This window comes from Kitasatospora sp. NPDC058243, assembly GCF_042882025.1.
In the GTDB taxonomy this organism is placed as follows: Bacteria; Actinomycetota; Actinomycetes; order Streptomycetales; family Streptomycetaceae; genus Kitasatospora.
This window is the reverse complement of sequence record NZ_JBHVWW010000001.1, coordinates 1-14,455: the sequence shown is the minus strand read 5'-3', so window position 1 is coordinate 14,455 and position 14,455 is coordinate 1. Positions and strand designations below refer to the sequence as shown.

Genomic DNA, 14,455 nt, shown 5'->3' with positions numbered 1-14,455 from the left:
GCCGGAAGGGAGCGTTCCGTTTCCGTGTTAGCCCCCCGTCCGCAGCCGGCCCGGCTACGCGGTACCGACGGTGAGCCGGGTGATGCTCCCGACCACCTCGGTGTCGGTCGCGTCGAGCAATGAGGCCCGGACGGCGGCCGTGTCACCCGCGACGTAGCGGCTCTGGTTCAAAGTCGTGACCGGGACGGTCACTTCGACGTTCGCGCCCGTGCAGTTCGGGGTGAAACGGGCGTAGCCAAGGGCGCCGGACGTACGGTCCTCGGTGGTCACGGTCGCGGACGCGACGAAGCCGCCGGCGTCGCAGGAGTACGCGATGGTGACGTTCACCGTCGCCGAGGCGCCACCGGAAACGGTCGTGTCGTCGACCCGCACCCCGGTGCCGGCGTGCGCCGGGGCCGCCCCGAGCACCGCCCCCGCGAGCAGTACGGGTACGCCGAGCAGAGTCACGATCCTGCCGTTCATGATGCCCCTCCCAATGCCGATCACCGGTGTCACACCGTCGACGACGGACCGGTCAGGCGGCGGTCGATCCCGGAGTCCTTCCCGGGGTGATACGCCGGGACCGGCACCACCGGCAGCGTCACCGCCGTGACCTGCAAAACTGACCTGACCATACATCATCAATACCAACTGACAAGGAAGTTGACTCAGATCGCGGAGTCACTCCACCTGACCTCTGCGGCGCCGCTGGACCCGTCCTCTGCCCGCGCGGCGGCCGCCAGATAGCCCGGCGGCCTCGCAATCCGGCCTGGCTCCCGCCCCACCTCGTCTTGCCCCGCTGCGCCGCGAGGACCGCAGGCCACCGCCGCCCCGTGTACAGGTGACAGGGGGCTCAGGTGCCGTGGTGGGCGGTGTGTCCGGGCAGGGGGCCGTAGGCAGTGCAGTATCCGCAGTCGCAGGTGGTGAGGGAGTTGGCCTGGCAGTGGGCGGTGGGCCAGGCCCAGGAGGTGCAGGGCCCGGGGTCGACGGGGGTGCCGTCGTCGGGCAGGGTGCGCCGGCACCAGTCGCACCGGACGGAGGCGGGCACGCCGGCCCGGCGCAGCTGGCGGGCTGCGGGGGCGGCGATCTCGAACGGAACGTCTTCCCGTACGGTGGCAGGTGCGCTGTCCAGGAGCCGCTTGCTGTGCCACAGACTCAGGCCGGTGACCGCGCGTACCGCCTTCAGGGCCGTCGCCCCGCCAGGCGAGCCACCGCTCACCACGATCGTGAACTGCGGATCCTCCACGAACCCCCCTTGGTCGGTCAGTGTCGTGTCCGGTGCCAGTCAACCGCCCGTGCCCGCGCCCGGCCACAGGTTTTCCACACCGGCCGCGCCGTCAGACCCTGACACCCGGTCGCACCCCGGTACGCCGTGCTGTACATGGGCAGCACCCGAACGCCACCGGCTCCGAGCGAAGCCCGAAGGTGCTCCGCATCCTCGCCGGACTTTGTTCGGGCGGTCGCCGGGACCGGGTTCCCACCGATCCTGGGGGGCAGCCGATGCCGGGTGTTCACCGGTTGTGGCTGCGGGTCTACACAGCAGGGAGCGGCTGGAAGAATCTCGGCAGGTCGATCCACAGCGGCACCGGTCAGGACGCCGGGCAGTACGGTGACTGATCGAACCCCACCCCACGGAGGAGACACCGCCATGGTCCACCCGGCCATCACCCGTCTCTCGGCCCTGCTTGGGCAGCCGAGTACCCCGGGCGACACCATCGACTGGGACGAGCTGGCACGGACCGCGGGCCTTCGCCTTCCCGCCGACTACCGTGACTTCGTCATGCTCTACGGCGGCGGCGAGCTGGACGAGTACCTCGGCGTCAGCACGCCGCCGGTGGCCCGCTCCCCGTACGGCGACCTCGTCGACGGACTGGACCTCGACCCGGCGGAGGAGCCGGCGGCCCCTACCGGCACCGCCCCGGAGAACCTGGAGGAGGGGAGGCTTCTCCCCTTCGCGAGGAGCGCCAATGGTGACGTGGTCTTCTGGCTCTGCGGCAGCCAGGACCCGGACAGCTGGGACGTCGTCGTCTTCAAGCGCCAACCCCTCTACGAGGAGGAACGCTGGATCTTCTTCGAGGCGGGCTTCGGCGACTTCCTTCTCGGCATCCTCGGCGGCACGCTGCCGAACCCGTTCAGCGACAGAGGCTTCGCCGAGCCCCCGCACGCCTACCGCAACTGGCGGCAGCCGCTGTGACTCGCACGGTGTTTACCGAGGCGGACGAGGACATCGCGGAGCGGGAGGCAACGGAGCAACTGGCCACCGTCTGCCCCAACGAGGCGCTGACTGTGGTCGTCGCCGAGGGGGTCTGCCCACGTCGCCCGCTACTGCCTCCGGCGCGCTCGGCGAGTTCGGGTGTGTTCAAGGTCGCGGCCGCAGACCAGTGGCGGATCACTCCCCGGGTTCGACCCACTGCGACCGCCAGGCCGGCGGGTCGAACGGGTCGGCGAAGTACTGCGTCTCCCGCACCACGCGTCCTGCCGAGAACTCCATGATGCTCACCGTCTGCGTGGGTTTGCCGTCATAGGTGAGCACGAATTCGGTGACCCAGAGGTCGCCGGATCCGAGGATCCTGCGAACGGTGAAGGTCCGGGCCGCGGGATGTTGGGTGCGCAGTGCCTGGATGTTGCTCCTGCCGCGGATGACCTCGCCGGACTGCGGGTACTCGACGATGACGTCGTCGGCGTAGATGTCGTGTTCCGCGTCCGCGTCGCCGTTGTTCGATGCGGCCCAGTGCCGGTCCAGCAGCGCCCGGGCAACCGTCGCTTCCACCGTTATGGCCCTTTCGCTCGGAACACCACGTGCCCGACGTCCTGTGACGCGGGCGCGTGTCTGGGCGGGATCGCTCCCGGGCTGGTCACTTGAGGATCTCCAGCATCCGGTTCCCGAGGACCGCGGCCGAGGCCGGGTTCTGTCCGGTCACCAGGTTGCGGTCCTCGACCATGTAGGGCTCCCAGACCGGACCGCGGCTGAAGTCGACCCCGACCTTCGCCTTCACGTCGGTCTCCAGCAGCCACGGCGCCCTGGAGGCGAGTCCGACGCCGTCCTCCTCCTCGTCGGTGAAGCAGGTGATGTGGTAGCCCTTGAACGGCGACTCGCCGTGGATCCTGGTGGCCAGCATCGCGGCGGGGCCGTGGCAGACGATGAACAGCGGCTTGCCCGAGGCCAGTTGCCGGGTCAGCAGCCGCCCCACGTCGGCGTCCCACGCCAGGTCCGCCATCGGGCCGTGACCGCCCGGCAGGTAGACCGCGTCGTAGTCCTCCAGGCGCACGTCCGACAGCTGCAGCGGTCGACGCAGCACCTCCGCGGAACGGATGATGGCCTCCAGTTCCAGGGCGTTGTCGTTTCCGCCGACCATCTCGGGGCGCAGGCTCATCATGTCGACGGTCGGCGTCACACCGTTGGGCGTCGCGACGACGACTTCGTGACCGGCGTCCGTGAGGATCTTGTACGGGTTCGCGAACTCTTCGGCCCAGTAGCCGGTCGCGTGCCGCGTGCCGTCCTTCAACACCCAGTAGGTGGCTCCGCTGACGATGAAAAGCACCTTTGCCATGGCAGAGATCCCCTCTCGGACACATGCCAGGAGTGGGTTCGGCGGGATGCCCCACGCAACCACGCTAGGCAGCTGCGCCGACCGCGCGCAACCCGGTGCTCCGTCGGCGCTCTGGCACACGTATCGCGCCGCCGACGGTGGCGCCCCCGGCCACGGACGCATCCGGTCACATGTCGAGGACCACGTCGGCCGGGGGTGTCGAGCAGCAGATGAGCGCGCTTCCCGCGGCGGGGGGCTCCAGGGGCTGCGGGGCGTAGTCGACGTGGCCGGAGAGGAGCGCGGTCTCGCAGGTGTGGCAGATTCCGGTGCGGCAGGACCAGCGCACGGGCACGTCGCACGCCTCGGCGAGTTCGAGCAGCGTCCCGTAGTCAGGGTGCCAGGGGACGACCAGCCCGCTGCGCGCGAAGGCTACGGACGGCCCCGGGCGGCCGCCGGGAGGAGCGGCCGGCTGGTGCGGTGCCCGGGCGGGTCCGGTCACCACGCCGGGGGTGACGGCGGACGTGGCCCCGAAGACCTCGGTGTGGATCCGGGAGGGCGGCAGGCCGCAGGCCTGGAGGGCTCCGGTCATGTCCCGCATGAACGCGTTCGGCCCGCAGATGTAGGCGTCGGCGTCCGGAGGCGGCTCCAGGCCGCGGATCCGTTCGGGACTGAACCGCCCGCTGACGGTGTAGTCGACACCTGGGCGGTCGACGCCGGACGGGCGGCTGTAGGAGATGAACGACCGGCCTGCGGGCAGCTGGGAGAGCAGTGCACGTACTTCGCCGGCGAACGGGTGGTTCTCGCCGTCCCGGGCCGCGTGCAGCCACCACACCGCGCGCTGCGAGCGCTCCGCGGCCAGGGCGTGCAGCATGGCCAGGACCGGGGTGGCGCCGACACCGGCGGACAGCAGCAGGACCGGAGTGTCCGCGTCCGCGAGCAGGAACGTGCCGCGCGGAGCGGCGACATCGAGGACGTCACCCACCTTCACGTGCTGGCGCAGGTAGGTGCTGGCGACGCCGTTCGGCTCCTGCTTGACACTGATGCGGTACGTCTCGGCGCCCGGTCGGCCGGAAAGCGAGTAGTTGCGGATGACCGGGGAGGCCTGTGGGTCCGGCCGCAGGCGGACCGTGAGGAACTGCCCCGGCAGGGCGGCGGGGAGCGGCTCACCGTCGACCGCCGCCAGAGTGAGCGAGAAGATGTCCGCGCTCTCCGGTTCGATGCGGGCGGCTTCGAGCCGACGGAACCCGGGCCAGGCCGGCGGCGGGCTGCTGGTGGTCAGCCCGCGGTTTCCACCCGCGGCGCCGGGGCCGCGGTCCGCGTCGTCGAGCAGGGCTCGCAGCGACGTCTTCCAGCCGGGGCTCAACGCGGTGATGCGCAGGGCCCGTTCGAGCTGCGGCCGGGCGTGGCCGGGCAGGTAGAGCAGCGCGTCGATCTCCGCGACGGTCATCTCCTCGGGGCCCGAGGCGATCTTCACGATCTCGTCGCCGGCCCGCACCGGCCCTTCGGTCAGCACCCGCATGTAGAAGCCCGGGCGGCGATGGGACACCAGCAGGGCGGCCATCTGCGGCTCGCCGAGCCGCAGCCCCACGCGGTAGCACGTCACGCGGGGTTGGGTGACCTCGAAGACCGCACCGCCGATCCCGTAGCGGTCACCGATGCACACCTCGTCGTCGGCGAGTCCGTCCACGGTGAGGTTCTCGCCGAACTGGCCGTACGTGAAGTCGTCCCGCTCCAGGTGCTCCTGCCAGTGGCAGTAGGAGCTCAACTGGTAGACCAGAACTGCTCGTTGCTCGCCGCCGTGCCCGGCGAGGTCACCCTGCCCGTCGCCGTCCAGGTTGAGCCGGCGCGCCATCACGGGACCGGCGACGGGGTACTTCCAGATGCCGGTGCGGGTGGTCCTGCCCTGCCAGGGGACGTCCTTGGGCATGCCGACGTTCACGGCGATCAGAACGGCCATGACCTGTGCTCCTCCCGCGCTCGACAGGCCGGTGCCTGCCTCCAGCGTCGTACGGTCGGCCGCCGACCGCACCCGAAGAGCTCTGCGCGGCGCCGGGGCGCGGCGACGAGTAAAGTGAAAACCGGTGGGCGCCGTCACCGGACGAGTACCGCAGGCGCGGGTACGCCGCCGTCGTCGAGGCGATCATGAATCTCGACGATCATGCATCTCGAACAGGCCTCGTTCGTCACCGGCGAGATCCTGCACGTCGACGGCGGCCAGAGCGCCGGCTTCTGAAAGAACTGGGATCGGGAGCGATCGACCTATGCGCACTCGCAAGCAGCTGACCCCGCTCGGCGCTGTCGGTGCGGGCCTGGCGGCGGGAGTGGTCGGCACCATCTGCATGGACGCCGCGCGGTTCCTGCGCCAGCGCCGGGCAGGCGGCGAACGCGACGCCCTGCACTGGGAGTTCGCCCCGGTCCGCACCTGGCAGGAGGCGCCGGACCCCGGGCAGGTCGGGAAGCGCCTGGTCGAGGCCTTCACCCGGCGCGAGCTGCCGGACAGCGCGGCGTTCCCCGTCAGCACGTTCATGCACTGGTCCTACGGAGTGGGCAACGCGGCCTTCTACGGCATCGCCAGCGCCTCGCTGCGCAAACCCCACGTCCTGTACGGGCTCCCGTACGGTGCGCTCGTGTGGCTCAGCGGATACGTGGTGCTTCCGATCGCGGGACTCTACAAACCCATCTGGAGATACGACGCCAAGACGCTGGGCGATGATCTGACCGCTCACCTCGCCTACGGCCTCGGTACGAGCAGCGCTTTCTGGCTGCTGAGCAGGGTTCCCGTGTTCTCACGACGGCTGTAGTTCGCGATCCGGCTGGTGCTGGCGCACTCCGCCACACTGCGGAGCCGGCCGCTCTGTGTAGCTGGTGCCACCCGTTGAACCGGCTCCGTCCCGCCATGAGCGGTTCGGGTGAGCCGGAACCGGCCCTTCGGCCGTAGTCCAGGGTGGCGGCACAAGCCGCTCGAAGAACCTCGTGCGATCAGCCTGGAAGCCCGAATGAGATGACTCGACATGACACTGCCCGCAGGCCTCTGGCGACGCCCAGCCGGAAAGTGCCCGGCGGCGATGAGACCGGTGGGGCAGCCGAGGCATGGAGTGACGCCACGCTGGTTGGGCGTAGGGGGTCCCGGGCAGCGATCGCTGAATGTCCCCGAGGAGTAGCGGGAGACGACTCTTCGGACTCTTCCGGTGGACATGAAATGGTGGAGTGGGACTGTGCGGCGGCAATTCGATCCGTTGGTGGGAACAGGGAACGAGCGGCACTGGCACTCGCAGATGGTTCATGAGGGACTGCTCTTTCCGCGGATCTACGGGGAGCGCACGCTGTACTCCGAACTCGCGCAGCGGCCCGGACGGATCAGGGAGATGCAGCGCGAGCGGCTGACAGCGGTGCTCCGGCACGCCGTCGATGCGGTCCCGGCGTACCGGCGGACCGGGATCACGGTCGACGGCGGGGCGGATCCGTGGCGGGTACTGTCCGCCTTCCCGTTGGTGGGCAAGCGTCAGCTTGCCGAGGGCATGATCGACCACTGCGACGACGACATCGACCCGGCGGTGTGCAGGGTCCTGGAAACGTCGGGGACCAGTGGTGTGCCGTTGCGGATGATCCGCCATGACGACGCGTTCGTCCACGAGTGGGCCACCGCGCTCGTCCGGAACGAGCGAGCGGGGTTGGTGTTCGACCGAAAGGTGCTGATGCCGTGTCTCGCTCGACTCGACCACTGGTTCGAGTACACCTCTCCCGGGATGGGGTTCGCGCGCGTTGCGCAGTTCGGCACGGCCGGACGCACGGCACCCGACCGTGCCGGGTTCGCCGACCGGGCGAGGGGCTTCCGCCCCGACGTGCTGACGGGGTCTCCGCGTAACCTCATGGACTTCATGGGGCTGTTGGGGCAGCACGGCGGCCGCCTGCCGTCGGTGCGTTCCGTCGTGTCGTGCGGGGAGCTTCTCGTCCCCGCCGCTCGGGAGGCACTCGCGGACTTCTTCGGGCTGACGGTGACCGACATGTACGCGATGAAGGAAGTCGGCACCATCGCGGTGCAGTGTGCGCTGGGCTCCTACCACATCGAGTCGGAGCGGCTGTGGCTGGAGGTCGTCGACGACGATGGTGTGCCGGTGCCGGAGGGCAGCGTCGGGGAGGTCGTGATCACCGATCTGACCAATCTGGCGATGCCCCTCATCCGCTACCGGACGGGGGACTTCGGCTCGCTGGCAGGGGCGCCGTGCGCGTGTGGCCTCCCGCACAAGGTGATGGACTTGGTGGAGGGGCGGAACCCGGGGGAGCTTCGCCGGCCGGACGGGACGGCGGTCCCCGTGCTCTGGGCCGTCCGGGCTGTCCGCCGCCACCCGGTCCGCCGCTACCAAGTCGTGCAGGAGGCCGACTTCTCCGTGTCCGTGCTGGTCTCGCCCGCTCCTGCGTTCACCGCTGCGGACGCGACGGAGCTGACCCGCAGTCTCGCGGACGTCCTCGGCCCGGACGTCCGGTGCCGGGTGCGGGAAGTCGACGACGGTGACTTCCACAGCGCCGGCCGGCGCAAGGACGTCGACTTCGTGAGCTTCCTCCCCGACGTCGCCGACAGCCCGGGCAGGCTCTGAGCCTGGGCAACGAAGGCGGCAGCAGTGACAGGGGAGGCCCGTTGTCCGATTCCGAGAGGAGGTGACCAACATGACCAAGGAGGAGCGCATCGCGCAGATCCAGCAGTTCTTTCGTGCCGACGGCGTGATCTAGCCGGTCGCCCGGCGACCCGCACGGGGAAGCCGGATTCCACCCCCGGGCCGGTACCACGCCGGCCCGGGGATCGTGGACGGGCGCATGTGATGAATCCGAGATACCACGAGGTGACGTGTAATGGGGTTGTCGTGAGGCCGTGTCAGCCGGACGGGGAAGTCCTGCGAGTGGAGAACCTTCGCAGGGCATTTCCCGGAACCCCGCCTGTCGAGGCGCTGCGTGGCGTCAGTTTCACGGTGCGTGCCGGGGAGATCGTCGGACTGCTCGGAGACAACGGTGCGGGCAAGACCACGCTCTTGAAGATCCTCTCGACGCTGCTCCTCCCGTCAGCGGGCGGGGCCGCGGTCTGCGGTGCCGACCTGGCCGGGCAGGCACGCCGGGCACGCCGTCACATCGGTGTCGTCTTCGGCGGAGACCGGGGGCTGTACCCCCGGCTCTCGGCCCTGGACAACATCATGTTCTTCGGCGGCCTGTCCGGCCCGCACCGCCACCTGCGCGACCGCTCGCTGGCGGCCCTGGAGGAGGTCGGGCTCGCCGAACGGGCCGAGAGCCGGGTCGAGACGTTCTCCAAAGGCATGCGGCAGCGCCTCCACCTGGCTGTGGGAATGCTGAACCAGCCGTGCCTGCTCATGCTGGACGAGCCGACGATCGGCCTGGACCTCCTGGAGGGGGAGCGGGTCCGCGAGGCCGTCGCGCGGCTCGCCGGCACGGGCACGGCGGTGCTCCTCACCAGCCACTACCCGACCGACATCGACCGCCTGGCGGGCCGAGTCGTGCTGCTCGAATCCGGCTCGGTCTCCCACGACCTGCCCGTCAACGAGTTCCGGCGGCAGGCGGGTTTCACTGCGGAGGTGAGCTTGTCCGGCCCAGGCGTCGCGCCGCGTGACGCTGCCGAACTCCTGGCCAACGCGTCCGTGCGGATCCAGCAGGACGAGGACGGCTGGAGACTTGCCTTCCAGGTCGGAGCCTGGGACGCGGACGTGCTCGCCCGACTGGCCGAGGTCGTACGACGGCATCCGGTGACGGACATCGATGTCGCCTCGCCCGGTGTCGAGGCCGTGATACGACGACTGGCCGTGAATCGTGGGTGACGCCCTGCGTGCCGCGCGGACGGAAGCGTGGGCGGTGTGGCGCGCGGCCGTCCTTCAGATCAGGGAGACCGGCCGGGTCAGAACGGCGATGGTCGTCTCGGTGATCCAGCCGGTGGTCCTCCTGGCCGTAGTCTCCCGGGGAACCGCGAGTACCGACCCCGGACAGGCGACCGAGGTCGTGTTCGGTTGCGTGATGATCGGACTGTGGTCGTCCACCCTGTGGGGCGCGGGAACGCTACTGCGCCGTGAGGCGGCCCAGGGAACCCTCGCGGCACTGCTGGTTCGCCCTGTTTCCCTGCTGTCCGTCCTTCTCGGCAAGACGCTCGGGGTTGCTGCGGCGGGACTGGTGCGCACGCTGGCCGCGGTGGTTGTCGCCGTGCCCGTCCTCGGGCTGCACCCACAGCTTCCCCGGCCGTCGGCGGCCGTACTCGTCACTGTCGCGGCCGTCGCCTCCGCAGCAGCCATGGGGCTCCTCCTGAGCTGCGTGGTCCTTCTGTCCCGAGCGGGTCTGCGCGTCGTCGAGGCCCTCGGCTACCCGGTCTTCGTTCTCGGCGGCATCGTCATTCCGCCGGATCTCCTCGCTCCGGTGCTGCGCTGGCCGGCCCAGGCCGTCAGCCTGCACCATCTGGCCGCGTTGGTGCACGATGCCGCCCACGGCCGGGCGCCTGCCTCCGTTCACCTGGCGGGCGTGCTGATCCTGACCGTGCTCTACCTCGCCTGTGGGGTGTACGCGTTCAATGCCGTGCTGCGGCGCGGCCGAGTCAAGGGGACCCTTGAGCTTGCCTGAATCCGTCCGAAGTGCGCTCACCGTCGGCCTGCGGATCTGCCGTCTCTCGGGGAAGGACTACCGGGTCGCCTCAGCCGGCTTGGCGGCGTCGTCCAGCGTGGCGATTCGGACGGTCTTCCAGGTCGCCTTCTTCACCCTCCTCGGGCAACTCGCCGGGGGAGCCACCGGACGTGCGTACGCGTTCGTCGGAGCCGTCGTCTTCGCTCCGGTCGCAGCGGTCACCAGCCACGTGTCCACTGTGGTGACCGCCGAAGTCCCCCAAGGGACCATGTACCGGCTGCGCCTCGGGAACATCCCCCTGCTCGCCGTCATGCTCCTGCGGTCGTGGGTGTACGTCGCCGAAGGGCTCGCCATGTCACTCGTGGCCCTGGTTGTCCTTGGGCCCACCATGCTCGGCTGGCGCGCGACGGCCGACGTCGCGGCTGCGTATCCCCTCGTTCTCCTCACCACGATGGGCTGTCTCTGCACAGGAATGCTCTGCTGCGCGCTCGTTCTCCTCGGCCTGGACGAGGGAATGGCCGTCAATTTCGTCGGCTACCTCATACTGCTCTGCGGCGGCGTGGTCGTTCCTGTTGATCCGGACGGAATCCTTCACCTGATCGGCCAGGCGCTACCCCTGGGCGCCGGCCTGAACGCGGTGCGGATCGGTACGACGGGTCAGGTATGGGGGGCGGTGGCACACGAGGTGGCCGTAGCAGCGTCGTGGCTTCTCCTGACCGGCGTCCTCCTCCGGTATCAGGCCCGACGTGTCCGTCATGGCTCCGCACCCGAGTCGGTGTGACCGCGCACCCACCGGCTGCGTCCTCCCCCTCAACTCCCCTTCCGGAGGCACTTCATGGCTCCATCGGGCCAAGAACACATCCGCGCCCTCGTCCAGGCGCTGCACCACCTCGACACCGATGTCCTGGACCGCTGGGGTCGGATCCTCGCCCCTGCCCTGGCCGCCGGGAGGCGACTGCTGGTCGCGGGCAACGGCGGGTCAGCAGCCGAGGCCCAGCACCTGACGGCCGAACTGGTCGGCCGGTTCCGCGCCGAGCGCGCCCCGCTCTCCGCGATCGCGCTGCACGCCGACTCCTCGTCGGTCACCGCCATAGCCAACGACTACGGGCCCGAGGAGGTCTTCGCCCGGCAGGTCCGTGCACACGGGCGCCCTGGCGACGTCCTGCTCCTCCTCTCCACCTCCGGTACCAGTCCCAACGTGCTCGCCGCCGCCCGCGCCGGCCGGGAAGCAGGCCTCACCGTATGGGCCTTGACCGGCCCCGGCCCGAACCCCCTCTCCGACGTGAGCGACGAGGCGGTGTCCGTGGACGCCGCCCAAGCCGCCACCGTCCAGGAATGCCACCTGGTCGCCGTACACCTGCTGTGCGCCGGCATCGACACCCACCTCACCGGACCCGCTCCCTCCGCCGACACACAACCGGACGGCCCGCGTCGACTGGTGGTGGTCGGCGACGTCCTGCTGGACCGCGACATCACCGGGACCGCAGACCGCCTCTCCCCGGAAGCCCCCGTCCCCGTCGTCTCCGGCACCCAGACCGTCAACCGGCCGGGCGGCGCCGGGCTGGCAGCCGTCCTCGCCGCCCGGACCCCCGGCTGGCGCGTCACCCTCGTCTGCGGTACCGGGCACGACGAATCCGGGGCGCAGGTACGCGCCCTGCTGGGCGAAGCCGGGATCGAGGTCATTGATCTGGCAACCGGCGGGACCACCCCGATCAAGACCCGCATCCGCACCGCCGACCGCACTGTGCTCCGGCTCGACACGGACACCTGCCCACTTCCACTCGGACCGTTGCCAGAACTGGCGCATGCCCGGCTGGCCACCGCCGAGGCAGTCCTGGTGTGCGACTACGGGCGCGGCATCACCTCCCACCCGGAACTCCGCCAAGCCCTCACCTCGGCCGCAGCCGGCCGTTCACTGGTGTGGGACCCGCACCCCAGAGGCACAGCGCCGGTTCCCGGCACCGCCCTGGCCGTCCCGAACGCCGAGGAGGCATTCGCCTTCAGCGGACACACCGGACCTCGCGACCTGGCGGGCGACACGGCCCGCGCCGTCCGACTGCTGGCCATCTGGCCCGTGGAGCAGCTGGCGATCACACGCGGCCGCAACGGCGCGGTCCTGGTCACGAATCCCGACGGCCACCCCCTGGCAGTCCCGGCCAGATACGCAGCCGGCGACACCTGCGGAGCCGGCGACCAACTGGCGGTCACCGCAGCTATGACGCTCGCCGCCGAACGGCTGCCCTCCCACGCCGTGGCCGCAGCTGTCGAAGCTGCCACCAGCTACATCGAAGCAGGCGGCCCCGCCTCCCTGGCCGTCGTGCCCGCCCCCTGGTGCACGGGCCCGCTGGAGCACGCCGCCCGGGTACGCGCGCAGGGCGGCAAGGTCGTCGGGGCGGGCGGCTGTTTCGACCTGCTGCACGCCGGCCACCTCTCCCTGCTCGACCAGGCCCGGCGCCTGGGCGACGTTCTGGTCGTGTGCATCAACAGCGACGCCTCCGTTCGCCGCCTCAAAGGCGAGAGCCGGCCGGTCGTGGGCGAACGCGAACGCGCCATGCTGCTGACAGCCCTGAACTGTGTGGACGGCGTGATCGTCTTCGACGAGGACACCCCCGCAAGGGTGCTGGCCGAGCTCCGCCCGGACATCTGGGTCAAAGGCGGCGACTACGCAGGCCGACGGATCGCCGAAGCCGACCTCGTCGAAAGCTGGGGAGGAGAAGTCGTCACCGTGCCGTTCCTCGACGGCCACTCCACCACCGGCCGGATTCACCACGTCGCCCAGCGGGCGGGCGTCAGATGATCCTCGGCGGCAGCATCCCGGTCACCGGCACGGCCGTATTCGTCGGCCGGCACACAGTGACGGCCGTGCGACAGAATGACCCGAGGCGCAGGCCGCATCCGGAACGGCGCCGGAAGGCCGTGTTCCTCGACCGCGACGGCACCCTGACCGAACCCCGCCACTACCCCTCCCACCCCGCCGAGCTGGTCCTCCAACCAGGCATCGAGGCACCACTGCTGGCCCTTCAACAAGCGGGCTACGCCCTCGTCGTCGTCACCAACCAGAGCGGTGTGGCCCGCGGGTTCTTCACTGCGGAGACCATGAGCGCCATGCACGACCGGTTGACCCTGCTCCTCGCCCACCACGGCGTTCATCTCGATGCCGTCTACGCCTGCCCTCACCACCCGGAAGGCACCCTTCCCGCGTACCGAAGCGCCTGTCAGTGCCGGAAACCGGCTCCGGGAATGCTCCACCAAGCCGCCCACGACCTCGGACTCGATCTCACCCGATCCTGGATGGTCGGAGACTCACCAAGCGACGTCGCCGCCGGTCAGCGAGCCGGAACCCGTACCGCCCTCGTCGGCCGCCAAGCACTCAACTGCCCACGCCCGGACCTCCAGTCCTCGACCACTTACGACGTGCTCCGCCGACTGGTCTGACGGCCGAGGGCTGCTCGGAGCCTTGTGCCTCAATTCACCAAGACGCTGCCCTTAGCCGATGAAGTCTTGTGTGAAATAGAAGTAAGTAGCCGGACTCCCGTCGGCAGATGTGCCGGGCCCATAGGATGTTCCCAGGCCGGCCCGTGTGTGATTTCGGTCGAGGAGGTTGGCTCTGTGTGCTGGTTCATTCATCCACCAGTTGAACGCATCCTGGGGCGTGGGCGGAGGAGCGTTTCCTGAGGACCATCCGAAGTAGACGTTCTCGCTGCCGGAAATTCCGACGGCTCTCATGATCCGGTCTGGTGGTGTACTGCCGTCCGATCCCATGTGGCCGGGCCATCCGTTCCATATCTGGTCCTTCAGGCCGGGGTGGTCGGCGAGGTCCTGGCTGTGGGCGCGTGTCGCGCCGGCGAGCGCCGCGTCTATCGATACGTCTGGGCACCCGTTCTGCTGACGGGCGCTGTTGACGAGGTCGAAGGTTGCCAACTCCTGCCAATCCATGTAGACCTGGGGTTCATCTGGCCAATGATCGATGACGAACACCAAGCCGCTCGCCTGGTGTCCGCCACTCGCAGCGCATGTGCCCTTTTCTGGATAACCGTCGAAGAACAGGGCGTAGCAATTGCCGCACCGGCGCCAGTTGGTCTGCTGAGTTGGGGTTTCTGTCGCGTCGGATGGGAAGCTGTATGCGAAGCCGAAGGCTTTGTGTCCGTTGCCGGCAGGGCATGCGCCTTTCTCCGGAAGAATGTCGAAGAACAGGGTCTGGCATTTTTAGCAGTAGCGCCAGTCGACCAGATTGGTCATGGGATCCTCCGTAAGGTGTTAGGTGGCCCGGGAGGGCCGGATGTGGCTGATGGGTTCTTGCCGACCGTGGCTTCCCTGGAGTGGCCGTCCGGCTCTCCGGG

14 protein-coding genes and 1 pseudogene are annotated in these 14,455 nt (G+C 69.7%); 9 read left to right on the top strand and 6 right to left on the bottom strand.

Translation table 11 applies throughout. The features are described from left to right. Nucleotides 1-54: 54 nt before the first annotated feature. Nucleotides 55-462 carry a hypothetical protein gene (locus tag ACFVX9_RS00075; RefSeq protein WP_387979451.1) on the bottom strand — a complete coding sequence of 136 codons (408 nt, stop codon included), beginning with the start codon at nt 460-462 and terminating at the stop codon, nt 55-57. 370 nt (nt 463-832) lie between these two features. Further along, nucleotides 833-1,225: a ribosomal protein L7/L12 gene (locus tag ACFVX9_RS00070; protein WP_063351846.1), complete on the bottom strand. Its 393-nt coding sequence runs from the start codon at nt 1,223-1,225 to the stop codon at nt 833-835. A gap of 402 nt (nt 1,226-1,627) precedes the next feature. Here ACFVX9_RS00070 and ACFVX9_RS00065 point away from each other — a divergent pair, with 402 nt between their 5' ends. Next, nucleotides 1,628-2,173, top strand: a complete 546-nt coding sequence (locus ACFVX9_RS00065; RefSeq protein ID WP_387979447.1) for an SMI1/KNR4 family protein — start codon at nt 1,628-1,630, stop codon at nt 2,171-2,173. A gap of 195 nt (nt 2,174-2,368) precedes the next feature. Here ACFVX9_RS00065 and ACFVX9_RS00060 read toward each other — a convergent pair whose 3' ends face one another. From ACFVX9_RS00060 to ACFVX9_RS00050, 3 genes are all read right to left on the bottom strand, one after another. Beyond that, complete coding sequence (locus ACFVX9_RS00060; protein ID WP_387979444.1) at nt 2,369-2,749, bottom strand: nuclear transport factor 2 family protein; 381 nt, start codon at nt 2,747-2,749, stop codon at nt 2,369-2,371. 85 nt (nt 2,750-2,834) lie between these two features. Further along, the gene (locus ACFVX9_RS00055) at nt 2,835-3,530 is read right to left on the bottom strand and encodes a type 1 glutamine amidotransferase domain-containing protein (RefSeq protein WP_380379133.1); all 696 of its coding nucleotides are present in this window, start codon (nt 3,528-3,530) and stop codon (nt 2,835-2,837) included. Nucleotides 3,531-3,696: 166 nt separating this feature from the next. Then, nucleotides 3,697-5,466 carry an MOSC domain-containing protein gene (locus ACFVX9_RS00050; RefSeq protein WP_387979441.1) on the bottom strand — a complete coding sequence of 590 codons (1,770 nt, stop codon included), beginning with the start codon at nt 5,464-5,466 and terminating at the stop codon, nt 3,697-3,699. A 304-nt stretch (nt 5,467-5,770) separates the two neighbouring features. Here ACFVX9_RS00050 and ACFVX9_RS00045 point away from each other — a divergent pair, with 304 nt between their 5' ends. The 7 genes from ACFVX9_RS00045 (at nt 5,771) to ACFVX9_RS00015 (ending at nt 13,550) form a co-directional block, all read left to right on the top strand. Further along, nucleotides 5,771-6,310, top strand: a complete 540-nt coding sequence (locus ACFVX9_RS00045) for a hypothetical protein (RefSeq protein WP_387979438.1) — start codon at nt 5,771-5,773, stop codon at nt 6,308-6,310. A 438-nt stretch (nt 6,311-6,748) separates the two neighbouring features. Further along, entirely contained in the window at nt 6,749-8,104 is a 1,356-nt protein-coding gene (locus ACFVX9_RS00040) for a phenylacetate--CoA ligase family protein (protein WP_387979436.1), read from the top strand. Between the two features lie 222 nt (nt 8,105-8,326). Continuing rightward, on the top strand, nt 8,327-9,328 hold the full coding sequence (locus tag ACFVX9_RS00035) for an ABC transporter ATP-binding protein (protein ID WP_380379126.1): 1,002 nt from the start codon (nt 8,327-8,329) through the stop codon (nt 9,326-9,328). After that, a complete protein-coding gene (locus tag ACFVX9_RS00030; protein WP_387979433.1) occupies nt 9,321-10,115 on the top strand; it encodes an ABC transporter permease in 795 nt (264 codons plus the stop codon). Before ACFVX9_RS00035 ends, ACFVX9_RS00030 begins: the two co-directional genes overlap by 8 nt. Further along, nucleotides 10,108-10,896, top strand: a complete 789-nt coding sequence (locus ACFVX9_RS00025; RefSeq protein WP_380478573.1) for an ABC transporter permease — start codon at nt 10,108-10,110, stop codon at nt 10,894-10,896. The genes ACFVX9_RS00030 and ACFVX9_RS00025 overlap by 8 nt, the downstream gene beginning before the upstream one ends. A gap of 54 nt (nt 10,897-10,950) precedes the next feature. Next, on the top strand, nt 10,951-12,912 hold the full coding sequence (gene rfaE2, locus ACFVX9_RS00020; RefSeq protein WP_380478571.1) for a D-glycero-beta-D-manno-heptose 1-phosphate adenylyltransferase: 1,962 nt from the start codon (nt 10,951-10,953) through the stop codon (nt 12,910-12,912). Then, on the top strand, nt 12,909-13,550 hold the full coding sequence (locus ACFVX9_RS00015) for a D-glycero-alpha-D-manno-heptose-1,7-bisphosphate 7-phosphatase (protein WP_387979428.1): 642 nt from the start codon (nt 12,909-12,911) through the stop codon (nt 13,548-13,550). The genes rfaE2 and ACFVX9_RS00015 overlap by 4 nt, the downstream gene beginning before the upstream one ends. A 51-nt stretch (nt 13,551-13,601) precedes the next feature. Here the strand turns inward: ACFVX9_RS00015 and ACFVX9_RS00010 are convergent, their stop codons facing one another. Next, nucleotides 13,602-14,093: a CAP domain-containing protein gene (locus tag ACFVX9_RS00010; protein WP_387979908.1), complete on the bottom strand. Its 492-nt coding sequence runs from the start codon at nt 14,091-14,093 to the stop codon at nt 13,602-13,604. Here ACFVX9_RS00010 and ACFVX9_RS00005 point away from each other — a divergent pair. Continuing rightward, a pseudogene (locus ACFVX9_RS00005) lies at nt 14,076-14,455 on the top strand (hypothetical protein); the annotation flags it as partial. The gene ACFVX9_RS00010 and the pseudogene ACFVX9_RS00005 overlap by 18 nt on opposite strands.